10 protein-coding genes and 1 pseudogene are annotated in these 13,296 nt (G+C 64.3%); 7 read left to right on the top strand and 4 right to left on the bottom strand.

All coding sequences use genetic code 11. The annotated features are described in order from the left end of the window. The first annotated feature begins 13 nt into the window (after window positions 1-13). The 4 genes from secB to ACTTAI_RS00890 all read left to right on the top strand — a co-directional run bounded on the left by secB (window position 14) and on the right by ACTTAI_RS00890 (window position 6,557). Window positions 14-508 (top strand): protein-export chaperone SecB, encoded by a 495-nt coding sequence (secB, locus tag ACTTAI_RS00905; RefSeq protein ID WP_444453549.1) that lies wholly within the window; start codon window positions 14-16, stop codon window positions 506-508. Window positions 509-624: 116 nt separating this feature from the next. After that, complete coding sequence (locus ACTTAI_RS00900) at window positions 625-1,155, top strand: isopentenyl-diphosphate Delta-isomerase (RefSeq protein WP_444453548.1); 531 nt, start codon at window positions 625-627, stop codon at window positions 1,153-1,155. A 105-nt stretch (window positions 1,156-1,260) separates the two neighbouring features. After that, entirely contained in the window at window positions 1,261-3,057 is a 1,797-nt protein-coding gene (locus tag ACTTAI_RS00895; protein ID WP_444453546.1) for an autotransporter assembly complex protein TamA, read from the top strand. 8 nt (window positions 3,058-3,065) lie between these two features. Further along, window positions 3,066-6,557, top strand: a complete 3,492-nt coding sequence (locus ACTTAI_RS00890) for a translocation/assembly module TamB domain-containing protein (protein ID WP_444453545.1) — start codon at window positions 3,066-3,068, stop codon at window positions 6,555-6,557. On the opposite strand, the gene ACTTAI_RS00885 is transcribed toward ACTTAI_RS00890, so the two are convergent. Both ACTTAI_RS00885 and ACTTAI_RS00880 read right to left on the bottom strand, forming a co-directional pair. After that, window positions 6,551-7,252, bottom strand: coding sequence for a LysR substrate-binding domain-containing protein (locus tag ACTTAI_RS00885; RefSeq protein WP_444453543.1), 702 nt, complete (start codon window positions 7,250-7,252; stop codon window positions 6,551-6,553). The genes ACTTAI_RS00890 and ACTTAI_RS00885 overlap by 7 nt on opposite strands. A gap of 70 nt (window positions 7,253-7,322) precedes the next feature. After that, window positions 7,323-7,442: pseudogene (locus tag ACTTAI_RS00880) on the bottom strand (helix-turn-helix domain-containing protein); the annotation flags it as partial. Between the two features lie 78 nt (window positions 7,443-7,520). Between ACTTAI_RS00880 and ACTTAI_RS00875 the strand changes: the two are divergent. Then, window positions 7,521-8,741 (top strand): acyl-CoA dehydrogenase, encoded by a 1,221-nt coding sequence (locus tag ACTTAI_RS00875; RefSeq protein WP_110804512.1) that lies wholly within the window; start codon window positions 7,521-7,523, stop codon window positions 8,739-8,741. Here the strand turns inward: ACTTAI_RS00875 and ACTTAI_RS00870 are convergent. Then, a complete protein-coding gene (locus tag ACTTAI_RS00870; protein WP_444453542.1) occupies window positions 8,726-9,547 on the bottom strand; it encodes a YihY/virulence factor BrkB family protein in 822 nt (273 codons plus the stop codon). The two genes, ACTTAI_RS00875 and ACTTAI_RS00870, sit on opposite strands and share 16 nt — an antisense overlap. Before the next feature lie 94 nt (window positions 9,548-9,641). On the opposite strand from ACTTAI_RS00870, the gene mgrA reads away from it, so the two are divergent. Beyond that, the gene (gene mgrA, locus ACTTAI_RS00865) at window positions 9,642-10,670 is read left to right on the top strand and encodes an L-glyceraldehyde 3-phosphate reductase (RefSeq protein ID WP_444453541.1); all 1,029 of its coding nucleotides are present in this window, start codon (window positions 9,642-9,644) and stop codon (window positions 10,668-10,670) included. Window positions 10,671-10,710: 40 nt separating this feature from the next. Here mgrA and ACTTAI_RS00860 read toward each other — a convergent pair whose 3' ends face one another. Beyond that, window positions 10,711-11,979 carry an ROK family protein gene (locus ACTTAI_RS00860; RefSeq protein ID WP_444453539.1) on the bottom strand — a complete coding sequence of 423 codons (1,269 nt, stop codon included), beginning with the start codon at window positions 11,977-11,979 and terminating at the stop codon, window positions 10,711-10,713. Window positions 11,980-12,197: 218 nt separating this feature from the next. On the opposite strand from ACTTAI_RS00860, the gene xylF reads away from it, so the two are divergent. Next, window positions 12,198-13,217 (top strand): D-xylose ABC transporter substrate-binding protein, encoded by a 1,020-nt coding sequence (gene xylF / locus ACTTAI_RS00855; RefSeq protein ID WP_444453537.1) that lies wholly within the window; start codon window positions 12,198-12,200, stop codon window positions 13,215-13,217. Window positions 13,218-13,296 lie beyond the last annotated feature (79 nt).

The raw sequence follows: 13,296 nt of genomic DNA, 5'->3' as shown, positions 1-13,296 counted from the left end.
TTTGGAGTGACCCATGACCGAAGCCACGAACGGAGCGGCTCAGCCGCAGATGAAGATGAGCATTCTCGCGCAGTTCGTGCGCGACATGTCTTTTGAAAACGCGGTGGCGCTGAACGGGCTGCAAAGCCCCGAAGTGCAGCCGGAAATGCAGGTGCAGGTCAGCCTCGACGCCCGCAAGCGCCCGGCCGATCATCAATATGAAGTGATCACCAAGTTCAAGATCACCTCGACCAACAAGGCGACCAACTCGGCGCTTTACCTTCTGGAAATCGATTACGGCGGGATCTTCCACATCGAGGGCGTGCCGGAGGATCAGATGCACCCCTTCCTGCTGATCGAATGCCCGCGTCAGCTTTTCCCCTATGTGCGGCGCATCGTCTCGGACGTGACCCGCGACGGCGGTTTCCCGCCCTTCAATCTCGATCCGGTCGACTTTGTGGCGCTCTATCGCGCCGAACTCGCGCGTCGGAACGAAGCGCAAAAAGCAGGCGATGCGATCGTGAATTGATCAACCTTTGGTTGAAATTGCTGACGCGTCAACCTGCCTCAGGGACAAGGTGACCCGCTGACTTCGAAAGCCATCGCCTTCAAAATGCGATGGCTTTTGCTTTTCGGGTCGGTCACATGAGTGAGCTTATACCCGCCTGGGTTGGCGACAGACTGACCCCGGTGGACAAGTTGGAGGTGCATTTGAAAGGGCTCCGCCACAAGGCGGTGTCTGTTTTCGTCATGGATGGCGAAAATGTGCTGATCCAGCGCCGCTCCGAAGAAAAATACCATTCTCCGGGCCTTTGGGCGAACACCTGCTGCACCCATCCGGGCTGGAATGAACGCCCCGAGGAATGCGCCGTGCGCCGCCTGCGCGAGGAAATGGGGATCACCGGGCTTTATCCCGCCCATGCCGACCGGCTCGAATATCGGGCCGATGTGGGCGGCGGCATGATCGAGCACGAGGTGGTCGACATCTATCTGGCCTATGCCAAACCGCATATGCGCATCGAACCCGATCCGCACGAGGTTTCGGAAGTGCGCTGGATCGGGCTTTACGACCTTGCGGCCGAGGCTGGTCGCCACCCCGAGCGGTTCTCGAAATGGCTCAACATCTATCTGTCGAGCCATCTGGACCGGATTTTCGGCTCGCTTCTGCGCGAGTGAGGCGCAGGGCGCGCGAAACCGGCGAAAACGCACCCATCCCCGATCCCGGCTCTGGTATTCCGGCCGCAAAGCTGCATCATTCACCCAATTGATCCGGGGGTGAAAGTGTCGTTGCGTCGTTCTGCGAGCCTGTTCGTTCTGATTTCCGCCTGCGCCTCCATGGCGTCGGCCGAGACGCAATTCCAGCTTCAGCTTTCCGAACCCCACCCCGGGCTGACAAAAACGCTGGAACAGGCTTCGCTTTCGCGCAGCACCGCGAGCAACAAGGACTCGGATGCGCAGGATCTGTTCGGCGCGGCCCGGGCGGATTACGCCCGGCTTGTCAGCGCGCTTTATGACGAGGGGCGCTATGGCGGCACGGTCTCGATCCTGATCGACGGGCGCGAGGCGGCGGGTATTGCGCCAATGGATGCCCCCGAGCATATCGGCCGGATCGAGATCAAGATCGATCCCGGTCCCGTCTTCCGGTTCTCCCAGGCTACCATTGGCCCTCTGGGTCCGGCGACGAAGGTTCCCGCCACCTTCCGTCTGGCCGAGGTGGCCCGGTCCTCGACCATCGTCGAAGCGGCCGGGAACGGCGTTTCCGCCTGGCGCGATGCCGGCCATGCCAAGGCCTCGGTTGCCCGGCAGTCGATAACCGCCGATCACCGCAAGCAGGAACTGGCCGCCGATATCGCGCTCGATCCCGGGCCACTGACCTGGTTCGGCACGTTGCACATGACCGGGAACGAGCGGTTGCGCACCGCCCGTCTGGCGAAGATCGCCGGTTATCCCACGGGCGAGGTGTTCTCGCCCGCCGCGCTGGAAGAGGTTCGCAACCGCCTGCGTCGCACCGGGATCTTCAGCGCCGTGACCTTGACCGAGGCAGAGAAGCTGCGCGACGGCAAGCTTCTCGATGGCGAGCTGACCGTGGTCGAGGCCAAACTGCGGCGGCTCGGGTTCGGCGCAGAGGTCTCGACCTCGGACGGGGCGACCGTTTCGGGGTACTGGCTGCACCGCGACCTGATGGGCGGGGGGGAGAAACTCCGACTCGATGCCGAGGTCTCGGGCATCGGCGCCAGCACCGGCGGCGCCGATTACAGCTTCGGTGCAAGGCTTGACCGCCCCGCCACCTTCTCGCCGGATACCGCGGCTTACCTCAAAACCGAGCTCGCCCGTACGCATGAGGATGATTACAGCAAGAGCGGCTATGGGCTCAGCTTCGGCCTGAGCCATATCTTCAGTGCGAAACTCTCTGCCGAGGCCGGGATCGGCTATGAATGGGCAAAGATCGAGGATGACGTCGGCGAGGAAATCTATCGCCAGATCACCTTGCCGCTGTCGGCCACCTGGGAAAACCGCAATGTTCCGACGGATCCGACGCGCGGCAGCTATGCCAAGGTCGATCTGATGCCCTTCTATGGGCTTGGGACCACTGGCTCGGGGGCACGACTTCAGGGCGATTTCCGCGCCTATCGCGGTTTTGGTGCGAATGACCGCTTCGTGCTGGCCGGACGGGCCCAGATCGGCGGGGTTTTCGGCTCTGACCTGGCCGAAACACCACGCGATTACCTGTTTTATTCGGGCGGCGGCGGCACCGTACGGGGCCAGCCCTATCAAGCGCTGGGCGTGACCGAGCTGGAGGGGGGCACGCTGCATACCGGGGGCACTCGCTTTGTCGGGCTGTCGGCCGAGCTTCGTGCGGGCGTCACCGAAAAGATCGGCGTCGTCGCTTTCTATGATGCAGGCTATGTCAGCGCGTCTGATTTCTTCGGTCGCGGTGGCGACTGGCATTCCGGCGCGGGCCTTGGCTTGCGTTACAAGACGCCGATCGGCCCGATCCGGCTTGACGTCGCCGCCCCCGTCGATGGCGACACGGGCGATGGCCCGCAGCTTTACCTTGGCATAGGGCAGGCGTTCTGATGCGGTGGTTGCTTCTTCCCCTGGTCCTGCTTCCACTTCCCGCCTTGGCGCAGGAGGCCGATCAAGCCCAGACCGAACGTGACCGCTCCTATCTGACCGGGCTGATCGAGGATAACCTCTCCGGAGCCGGGCGCGAGATCCGGCTTGAGGGTTTCAAGGGTGCGCTGTCTTCGCGCGCCAGTTTCGACACGCTGACGATCGCCGATGACCAGGGCGTCTGGCTGACCCTGCACAATGGCGCGATGAGCTGGGATCGCTCGGCGCTGCTTTTGGGCAGGGTTTCGGTCGAGGAGCTTTCGGCGGCCGAGATCGACCTGCCGCGCCTGCCCGTCAGCCCACCGCAGGAAACCGCGCCCGAGGCGAAACCCTTCTCATTGCCGAAGCTGCCGGTCTCGGTCGATATCGGCTCTGTAAAGGCGGAAAAGGTGGTTCTGGGGGCGCCCGTTCTGGGGCAGGCGGCCGAGTTTCAGCTGAGCGGCTCGCTGCGGCTTTCGGGGGGCGATGGCGAAACCGACCTCACGGCGACCCGCACCGATGGACCGAAGGGGCGGCTGGCGTTGAAGGCGAGTTACGCCGAAGACAGCGGTGCGCTGCTTCTGGATCTGCTCGTGACCGAGGCGCAGGACGGCATTGCCTCGGGTCTGATCGGCCTGCCGGGGCGGCCTTCGCTGACGCTGTCGATGAGCGGGCTGGGTTCGATCGATGATTTCAAGGCCGATGTGCTTCTGGGCACGGCCGGGGTGTCGCGGATCACCGGCACGGTGGCGCTGAAGGGCAAGGACGGCACGCAGGGCTTCGAGGCGAGCCTTGGCGGCGATGTCGCCGATCTGCTGCCGCCCGAATATCGCCCCTTCTTCGGTCCCGAGGCGCGGCTTGATCTGGCGGGCGCGCGCAGCGCAACGGGGATGTTGCGGCTGAGCAAGCTTGATCTGCAAGGGCAGGCGGTCAGCCTTTCGGGCGGGCTTGACCTGCGCCCCGATGGTCTGCCGGATCGCTTCGATCTGTCTGCGAAGCTCGGGTTGGAGAGTGGCGAGCCGGTGATTCTGCCGCTCTCCGGCGCGCCGGTCAGCCTGCGCAGCGGGCAGCTGAAGCTTGGCTACGACCGCGCGACGAGCGAGGGCTGGAGCCTTGTCGCCGATCTGTCTGGTCTGACCCGCGAGGCCGACACGCTCGACCGGCTCAGTCTGTCGGGCTCTGGCCGGATCGGGCCGCAGACGGTCGGTGGGGCGCTGAACCTGATCGCGACGGGGCTTGCGCCTTCCGACAAGGCGCTGGCCGAGGCGCTGGGCCCCTTTGCCTCCGGCAAGCTGCAGTTCTTCTGGCAAAAGGGGCACAAGCTGACGGTGCCGAACCTGACCCTCGGCACGCGCGACTTCACCACGCGCGGCCGCTTTGCGCTGGGCGATGATCTGGCGGTTTCAGGCCATTTCGAGGCTGACCACCGCAAGTTGGCGAGCCTTTCCGCATTGGCGGGCCGGGCGCTTTCAGGCTCTGTTTCGGCCGATCTTGACGGAACCTACGTGCTGTCGAGCGGGGCTTTCGATGCGGCGGCCAAGGTCGATGCCACCGATCTGCATCTTGATCAGGCGCAGGCCGATGCGCTCTTGGCCGGGCAGGCGCAGATCAATCTGTCGGCCAAGCGCGACGACACGGGGTTCACCCTGCGCGACCTTTCCGCCGATGCGGGCGGGGCATCGCTGCGGGCGTCTGGGATTCTCAACAGTGCTGAAAGCACGCTCTCGGCCCGGCTCGAGGCGCAAAATCTCGGGCGTCTTGGCGCGGGCTATGGCGGCGCCGTTGGCTTTGATGCGAAGCTGACCGGGCCGCTGAATGCGCGGGTGCTTTCGGCCAGTGGCACGGGCAAGAACATGGCCCTGCCGCAGGCCGATCTGAACCGGATTCTGGCGGGACAGAGCCAGTTTGCGCTCACGCTGCGGCAAGCGAACGGCACCTTCCATCTGGCCGATCTGACCCTGTCGACGCCGCAGCTTTCCGCCTCGGCGAAGCCGCGCAAGGATGCGCCGAAGGTTTTCGATCTGTCCACCAAACTCTCGAACGTCGCCCTTCTGGCGCCCGGTTTCCCGGGGCCGCTCGCGGTGTCGGGCAGTCTGACCGATCAGGGCAGCCGCTACGCGCTGGATCTGCGCGGCACCGGGCCGGGCGGCACGCAGGCGACGGTCAAGGGAACAGTGGCCGCCGATGCCTCGACAGTCGATCTGGCGATTTCCGGCCGGGCCGAGACGGCGCTTGCGAACAGTTTCCTCGAGCCGCAATCGATCCGCGGCCCGCTGACCTTCGATCTGGCGCTTAAGGGGGCGCCGGGGCTTTCGGCGCTGTCCGGGCAGATCATGGGCTCGAACCTGCGCCTTGCCGCGCCCACCTTGGGCCAGGCGCTGAGCAATGTCGATCTGCGGGCGAAACTGGCGAATGGCACGGCGCAGCTCTCGGGTCAGGCGAGTTTCGAGGGTGGCGGCACGCTGGATCTTTCTGGGCCGGTCGGGCTGACCGGGCCTTTCCCGGCGAAACTGGCGCTGGTGTTGGACCGCGCCCGTCTGCGCGACCCCGAGCTTTACGACACGCGCGTCAGCGGCAAGCTGGCGATCAACGGCGGGCTGACCGGCGCCTTGCGGATTGGCGGGGCTCTGACGCTTGAGGACACCGAGCTACGGATTCCGGCTGGCGGTCTTGGCGGGGCCGGGTCGATTCCCGCGATCACCCATCGGGGCGAGCCTGCCAAGGTGCATCAGACCCGTGTGCGGGCCGGGCTGATCGAGACGGCCAAGGCGGCGAAAAGTGGCAGCAGCGCGATCGGGCTTGATGTGACGGTCTCGGCGCCGCAGCAGATTTTCGTCCGTGGTCGCGGGCTCGATGCCGAGCTGGGCGGGCAGCTGCGCGTCACCGGCACCACCGCCAACATCGTTCCGGTCGGTCAGTTCAGCCTGATCCGGGGTCGGCTCGACGTGCTGGGCAAGCGCTTCGATCTGACCGATGGCCAAGTTGCGCTGCAAGGCGCGCTGGTGCCCTGGGTGATGTTCAAGGCGACGACCTCGCAAGACGATCTCGACATCAGCCTGACGCTGGAGGGGGAGGCGACCGAGCCGATGCTCACCATCACCTCCTCGCCCGAGTTGCCCGAGGAAGAGGTTCTGGCGCGGCTTCTGTTCGACAAGGGGCTGACGAACCTCTCGCCCCTGCAGGCGGCGCAGCTCGCGTCGGCAGTGGCGACGCTGGCGGGCAAGGGCGGCGATGGGATCGTCTCGAAGCTGCGGCAGGGCTTTGGTCTTGATGATCTGGATGTCGGCACCGACGATAGCGGCAATGCCACGGTCAAGGCGGGCAAGTATCTGGCAAAGAACGTCTATTCCGACGTATCGGTGGACAGCTCCGGTCAGGCCGAGGTGACGCTGAACCTCGATATCACCAAGCAGATTACCGCCAAGGCCTCGGTCGGCTCGGCGGGGGACAGCTCGCTTGGGGTCTTTTACGAAAAGGACTATTGAGCCGCGGTGCGGGCGATCCAGTCGCGGAACGCCACGAGCGCGGGCGAGGGCGTGACGCCCTCCGGCCAGACCAGATAATAGGCGCCAACGCCCGAAACCGGCTCGCCCGGGGTGCGGATCAACCGCTCCTCGGCGATTTCGGGCAGCGCCAGAAACTCGGGCAGAAGCGCGATGCCGACACCATGCGCCGCGGCCTGCATCATCGGGGCGAATTGGTCGAACATGATCCCGCGCGTGGCGGGCGCCTGCAGCCCGTGATGCGCGAACCAGGCCGTCCAGGCATTCGGACGCGATTCCAGCTGTAACAGAGACTGGTCCAGCAGATCTTCGGGGCTTCGCATCGGATGGGCACGGGCGAAATCTTCAGAACAGGCGGCGATGATGCGTTCCTCGAACAGCAGCATGTGCTCGGCATCGGGCCAGTGCCGCACGCCGAAATGGATCGCGGCGTCAAAGGTCTCGGTCGCGAAATCGAAGGGGCGCAGCCGCGTGCCAAGGTTCAGCGTAACCCCGGGGTTTTCCGCCAGAAAGCTTGCCAGCCGCGGCGCCAGCCAGCGCGTGCCGAAGGTCGGCAGAATGGCAAGGTTCAGCACCCCACCGCCCGGATTGGCGCGCAAGCCCAGCGAGGCCCGCGCGATCAGTTCGAGCGCCTTGCGCACGTCGCGGGCATAGGCCTGCGCGGCCTCGGTCGGCATCAGTCGCCGCCCCCTCGCGCCGAAAGAGTTGCACGCCCAACTGCCCTTCAAGGTTCTGCACCAGCCGGCTGACCGCCCCTTGCGTCAGCGACAACTCCCGCGCGGCGGCGGCGGTCGAGCCAAGCCGACAAACCGCCTCGAAGGCGGCGAGCAGCGAGACCGAGGGAATGTAGCGTCTGGGCAGGGTCATGTATGTGCTCCGTGCATTGACATAAGCCGGAATAGCGGTAGATTAGCGTATTTTCCTCGCGCATAAAGCATCGAACGCATGGAGGACCAGATGGCTCTGAAACCCAAGGATGCCCCCGATCTTGCCCGGTTCGACTGGGATGACCCGCTGCGCCTGAACGGCCAGTTGACCGAAGAGGAACGGATGCTGCGCGATGCGGCCCGGGCCTATGCGCAGGAAAAGCTGCAACCGCGGGTGATCCGCGCCTTTGCCGAGGAAGAAACCGATCCCGCGATCTTCCGCGAGATGGGCGAGATGGGCCTTCTGGGCGTGACCATCCCCGAGGAATACGGCGGGCTTGGCGCCTCTTATGTGGCCTATGGTCTGGTGGCGCGGGAAATCGAGCGGGTCGACAGCGGCTATCGCTCGATGATGTCGGTGCAATCGTCGCTCGTCATGTATCCGATCTATGCCTATGGCACCGAGGAGCAGCGGCGGAAATATCTGCCGAAGCTTGCTTCGGGTGAATGGATCGGCTGTTTCGGTCTGACCGAGCCTGACGCCGGGTCGGACCCGGCCAGCCTGAAGACCGTCGCGAAGAAGACGGCCAATGGCTATGTGCTGACCGGCTCGAAGATGTGGATCTCGAACGCGCCGATCGCGGATGTCTTCGTGGTCTGGGCGAAATCCGAGGCGCATGGCGGCAAGATCAAGGGGTTTGTGCTGGAAAAGGGTCTGAAAGGGCTTTCGGCGCCTAAGATCGCGGGCAAGCTTTCCCTGCGGGCTTCGATCACCGGCGAAATCGTGATGGACGGTGTGGAAGTTGGCGAAGACGCGCTTTTGCCGGGTGTCGAGGGGCTGAAAGGGCCGTTTGGCTGTCTGAACCGGGCGCGGTACGGCATTGCCTGGGGCGTGATGGGCGCGGCCGAGTTCTGCTTCCACGCGGCGCGGCAATACGGGCTTGATCGCAAGCAGTTCAACAAGCCGCTGGCGCAGACGCAGCTTTATCAGCTGAAACTGGCCAACATGCTGACTGATATCACGTTGGGTCTGCAGGCCTGTCTGCAGGTCGGTCGGCTGATGGATGACGCCAATGCCGCGCCCGAGATGATTTCGCTGATCAAGCGCAACAACTGCGGCAAGGCGCTGGAAGCGGCTCGCCATGCCCGCGACATGCACGGCGGCAATGGCATCTCCGAGTCGTTCCAGGTGATCCGCCACATGGTGAACCTCGAAACGGTGAACACCTACGAAGGCACGCATGATGTGCATGCGCTGATCCTCGGGCGGGCGGTGACCGGGCTTCAGGCGTTCTTCTGAGCCCGGTGCCTGTCGGCCAGTTCGGCGTTCAAGGCAGCGCCGAACAAGACCGAAAAGGCGCCAAGATAGAGCCACATCAGAAGCGCGATCACGGCCCCCAACGAGCCATAGACCTTGTTGTAGGTGCCGAAATTCGCAAGATAGGTGGTGAGGCCGATCGAGGCCCCACCCCAGACCACCGTCGCCACCACCGCGCCAAGCGAAAAGATCGGATCGCGGCGCACCGGGCGATAGGGGGCGAAGCGGTAGAGCACGCCCAGCACCGTCAGCATCAACAGCACCATCGCGATCCAGGGCAGGCCCGAGAGCAGCACCGTCGTCACCGCATGGAAGGGCAGGAAATTCGCCACGATCGGAATCGCGACGATTGTGGCCATGGCCGCCAGCATCACGCCGACCAGTGCCGCCGTCATCAGATAGCCGAAAATGAAGCCGAAGATCGTGTTGCGCGGCACCGATCCGTGGATCACGTTCAGACCCTGCACCAGCGCATCGACCCCGGCGCGCGCCGAAAAGAGCGCGAAAAGCACCGACACCAGCGTTCCCCAGCCGATCACCCCGCGCGGCCCGGCCAGCAGCATGCTGACCTGCGCATCCAGGATCGCATAGGCCTCGGGCGGGATGAAATTCTGCGCCACCTCCAGATAGGTGCGGATCACCACCGGATCGGCGACCGTGCTCCAGATCGAGATCGTCGCGGTCAGGCCCGGAAACACCGCCAGCATGGCATAGAACGCCACCCCGGCCGAGATCAGGAAGATGTTGGTCTGGGACAGCCTGTCCCGCAAGCCGAAGATGAACCGCATGGTGCCTCCGGCTTTACCATCGCCGATTGCCGGGCCGGGCACAACTTGCGCCGCGATCCGGGCTGTGGTCTTCTGACGCAGTCTGGAGGACACGATGACCTATACCCCCGCTGAAAACCGCTATTCCCGAATGATTTACCGCAAATGCGGGGCTTCCGGCCTAAAACTGCCCGCGATCTCGCTGGGCCTGTGGCACAACTTCGGCCACGACACGCCGCATTCGGTGAAGCAGGCGATCTGCCGGACCGCCTTTGATCTGGGCATCACCCATTTCGATCTGGCGAACAACTATGGCCCGCCGCCCGGCTCGGCCGAGGAGGCCTTCGGCCAGATTCTGAAAACCGATTTTGCCGGGCTGCGGGACGAGCTGATCATTTCCTCGAAGGCGGGCTATGACATGTGGCCCGGGCCTTATGGCGAATGGGGTAGCCGGAAATATCTGATCGCGTCGTGCGATCAGTCTCTGAAGCGGATGGGGCTCGACTACGTCGACATCTTCTATTCGCACCGCTTCGACCCCGAGACCCCGCTCGAGGAAACCATGGGCGCGCTCGAGCAGATCTGGCGCTCGGGCAAAGCGCTTTATGTCGGTATTTCCTCCTACAATTCCGAGCGCACCCGCGAGGCCGCGTCGATCCTGCGGTCGATGGGCGTGCCGCTGCTGATCCATCAGCCGAGCTACAACATGCTCAACCGCTGGATCGAGCGCGATGGTCTGGTCGAGACGCTTGCCGATCTGGGCGTCGGCTCGATCGCCTTCACGCCGCTGGCACAGGGTCTGCTGAGCTCGAAATACCTCAAGGGCATTCCCGAAGGGGCACGCGCGGGACAGGGCAAGTCGCTTGATCCCGGCACGTTGACGCCGCAGGCGCTCGACAAGATCCGCGCGCTGAACGCGATTGCCGAGCGGCGCGGGCAAACGCTGGCGCAGATGGCCGTGGCCTGGGTGCTGCGCGATGGCATTACCTCGGCGCTGATCGGCGCGTCGAAACCGGAACAGGTGGTTGATTGTGTGGCTGCGCTGGGCAATCTGAGCTTCAGCTCTGCGGAACTGGCTGAAATCGACACCCATGCGCAGGATGAAGCGATCAACCTTTGGGCAAGGTCGTCGGAGAACCGCTGAAACAGGCTCTGTTTCAGCCGAATAACAATCTGGTGGCGCTTTATTGCGCTGCCAGATCCCGAGTTGAACCCAGCAGTTGCTCGGTCAGTTCATGCAACGCCAGCGCTGCCGCCCCATGTGCCCAAAGCAGATCGCCCCAGGCATGCGTCTCGATCCGGGGTCCGTCGCGGCCGGTGTCCAGCATCAATTCGCGCATCTCGGCCAGAGTTTCGCTGGCGTAGAGATAGTCATAGCGCATCCGTTCACCCGAGAGGATGATCAGTGCAGGATCGAACAGGTTGACGATGTTCGACAGCCCCACCGCCAGATAGCGCCCGGCGCGCCGAAAGATCGACCGTGCGGCAGCATTGCCCGCCTTGGCATGATCGAAGAGGCTTTCGAGCATAACCCCCACCGGCTGCGTGTCGCCAAGCGGCAGGTTCAGCGCCGTCCTTGCTTCGCGCACCAGCGCATAGTCGGCGACATAGGCCTCCAGACAGCCGCGCTGGCCGCAGCGGCAGAGCGCACCATCAAGCTGCACCTTGGTGTGGCCCAGCTCCATCCCCATGCCGCGCGAGCCGCGATAGATGCGGTGGTTGATCACAAAGCCCATGCCCAGACCGTGTTCGATGGTGACGACCGCAAAGTCTGAGAGCTTGCGCCCCGCGCCGAACCAAAGCTCGGCCAAGGTCACCAGATTGGCGTCGTTGTCGATGAAGACGGTCAGGCCCAGCTTGTCGCGCAATGCCGTCTGCAAGCTGACGTGACGGTCGGACAGGACGGGCGACCAATGCACCACGCCCGCTTCGGAATCGACGAAGCCCGGAACGCCAAGGCCAAGCGCAAGAATCGCATCACGATCGATGCCGCCCTTGGCGCAGACGCGGTGCAAAAGCCGCTCGGCCGCTTCGAGGATACCGTCGATCCCCATCGCCCCGGGGCTGCGCGGGATCGCCTCGCCCGCGATCAGATTCCCGGCGAAATCGACCAGAACCGCCGTGTGTTCGCGGTCGGAAAGCTTGATGCCGACGACATGCCGGGTGTTCGGGCGGACCCGCAGGGCCACCGCCGGGCGACCGCGGCCGCCTTCGCCGTCACGGGTCGTCTGCACTTCTTCAAGCAGCCCGGTTTCGATCAGTTCCGAGGTGATCGTGGTGACGGAGGCGGGGCTGATGCAAAGCTCTTTCGCCAGCTGCACCCGGGCGATCTGTCCGGCGGCGCGCACACGCTCGAAGATCTGCTGACGCAGCGGGCGTGCGGTTTCCGACAAGGGCTGAATCAGAGGGCCGCAGCCGAGAGAAGCCTTTCCGATCTGAGAGATCTTCTTCATCGCGGCATCTTTCGTTCAATGAATTAACAAAACGACGTGGCTTCAACGCGTTGCGGTGACCTTAATTGCCGCAATGCAGCGTTTTCTTGCCGTTTTGTTGGTCATCTTCATTCTTGCGCCCCATTTTTATTTTGACAACTAAAATTATTAGACTCATCCTCTTGCCATCCCGGCGAATCTGTCGGGCGGCCCGTCGGGCCAAATCTCGGGAGGAGAACATGTATAAAACCCTTTTCGCCGCCGTCGCGCTGACGGCCGGCCTTGCCACCACGGCTTTTGCCGAAATGACCGTGGGCGTGTCCTGGTCGAACTTCCAGGAGGAGCGCTGGAAGACCGATGAGGCCGCGATCAAGGCTGCGCTGGAAGCTGCCGGTGCGAAATATGTGTCCGCCGATGCGCAATCGTCTTCGGCCAAGCAGCTGTCGGACATCGAATCGCTGATGGCGCAGGGCGTGAACGCGCTGATCGTGCTGGCGCAGGACACCGAGGCGATCGGCCCCGCCGTTCAGGCCGCTGCCGACGAGGGCATTCCGGTCATCGCCTATGACCGCCTGATCGAGGATCCGCGCGCCTTCTACCTGACCTTCGACAACGCCGAAGTGGGCCGGATGCAGGCACGGGCCGTTCTGGCTGCGGCGCCGAAGGGCAATTACGTGATGATCAAGGGCTCGCCGACCGACCCGAACGCCGACTTCCTGCGGGGCGGTCAGCAAGAGGTCCTGCAAGCCGCGATCGACAAGGGCGATATCAAGATCGTCGGCGAAGCCTATACCGACGGCTGGCTGCCCGCGAACGCGCAGCGCAACATGGAACAGATCCTGACCGCGAACGACAACAAGGTCGATGCGGTCGTGGCCTCGAACGACGGCACCGCCGGTGGCGCCGTTGCCGCGCTCTCGGCGCAGGGCCTGGTGGTTCCGGTCTCGGGTCAGGATGGTGACCATGCCGCGCTGAACCGTGTGGCGCTCGGCACGCAGACCGTCTCGGTCTGGAAAGACGCGCGCGAGCTTGGCAAGAATGCGGCCGAAATCGCCGTGGCTCTGGCCAAGGGCGGTGACATGAAGTCGGTCGATGGCGCTACGGAATGGACCTCGCCCGCGGGGACCAAGATGACCGCCAAGTTCCTGACCCCGATGCCGATCACCAAGGACAACCTGTCCACCGTGGTTGATGCTGGCTGGATCACCAAGGACGAGCTGTGCCAGGGCGTGACCGCCGGCCCGGCGCCGTGCAACTGATCTGAGCTGACATGAACCGGGGCGGCCGCAAGGGCCGCCCCCCTTCCAAAGAGCGCCGCGGCGCCCTTTTTCGATCGGA

The sequence above is a fragment of the Rhodobacter capsulatus genome (assembly GCF_052363175.1).
GTDB lineage: Bacteria > Pseudomonadota > Alphaproteobacteria > Rhodobacterales > Rhodobacteraceae > Rhodobacter > Rhodobacter capsulatus_D.
Note: the sequence above shows the minus strand (reverse complement) of the source record. Positions and strands in the feature narration are given on the sequence as shown.

Excerpts from the sequence above, each read along its gene's own strand:
- secB (WP_444453549.1), top strand. The coding sequence starts at position 14 with ATGACCGAAGCCACGAACGGAGCGGCTCAGCCGCAGATGAAGATGAGC.
- ACTTAI_RS00900 (WP_444453548.1), top strand. The coding sequence starts at position 625 with ATGAGTGAGCTTATACCCGCCTGGGTTGGCGACAGACTGACCCCGGTG.
- ACTTAI_RS00885 (WP_444453543.1), bottom strand. The coding sequence starts at position 7,252 with ATGCCGACCGAGGCCGCGCAGGCCTATGCCCGCGACGTGCGCAAGGCG.
- ACTTAI_RS00875 (WP_110804512.1), top strand. The coding sequence starts at position 7,521 with ATGGAGGACCAGATGGCTCTGAAACCCAAGGATGCCCCCGATCTTGCC.
- ACTTAI_RS00870 (WP_444453542.1), bottom strand. The coding sequence starts at position 9,547 with ATGCGGTTCATCTTCGGCTTGCGGGACAGGCTGTCCCAGACCAACATC.
- mgrA (WP_444453541.1), top strand. The coding sequence starts at position 9,642 with ATGACCTATACCCCCGCTGAAAACCGCTATTCCCGAATGATTTACCGC.
- ACTTAI_RS00860 (WP_444453539.1), bottom strand. The coding sequence starts at position 11,979 with ATGAAGAAGATCTCTCAGATCGGAAAGGCTTCTCTCGGCTGCGGCCCT.
- xylF (WP_444453537.1), top strand. The coding sequence starts at position 12,198 with ATGTATAAAACCCTTTTCGCCGCCGTCGCGCTGACGGCCGGCCTTGCC.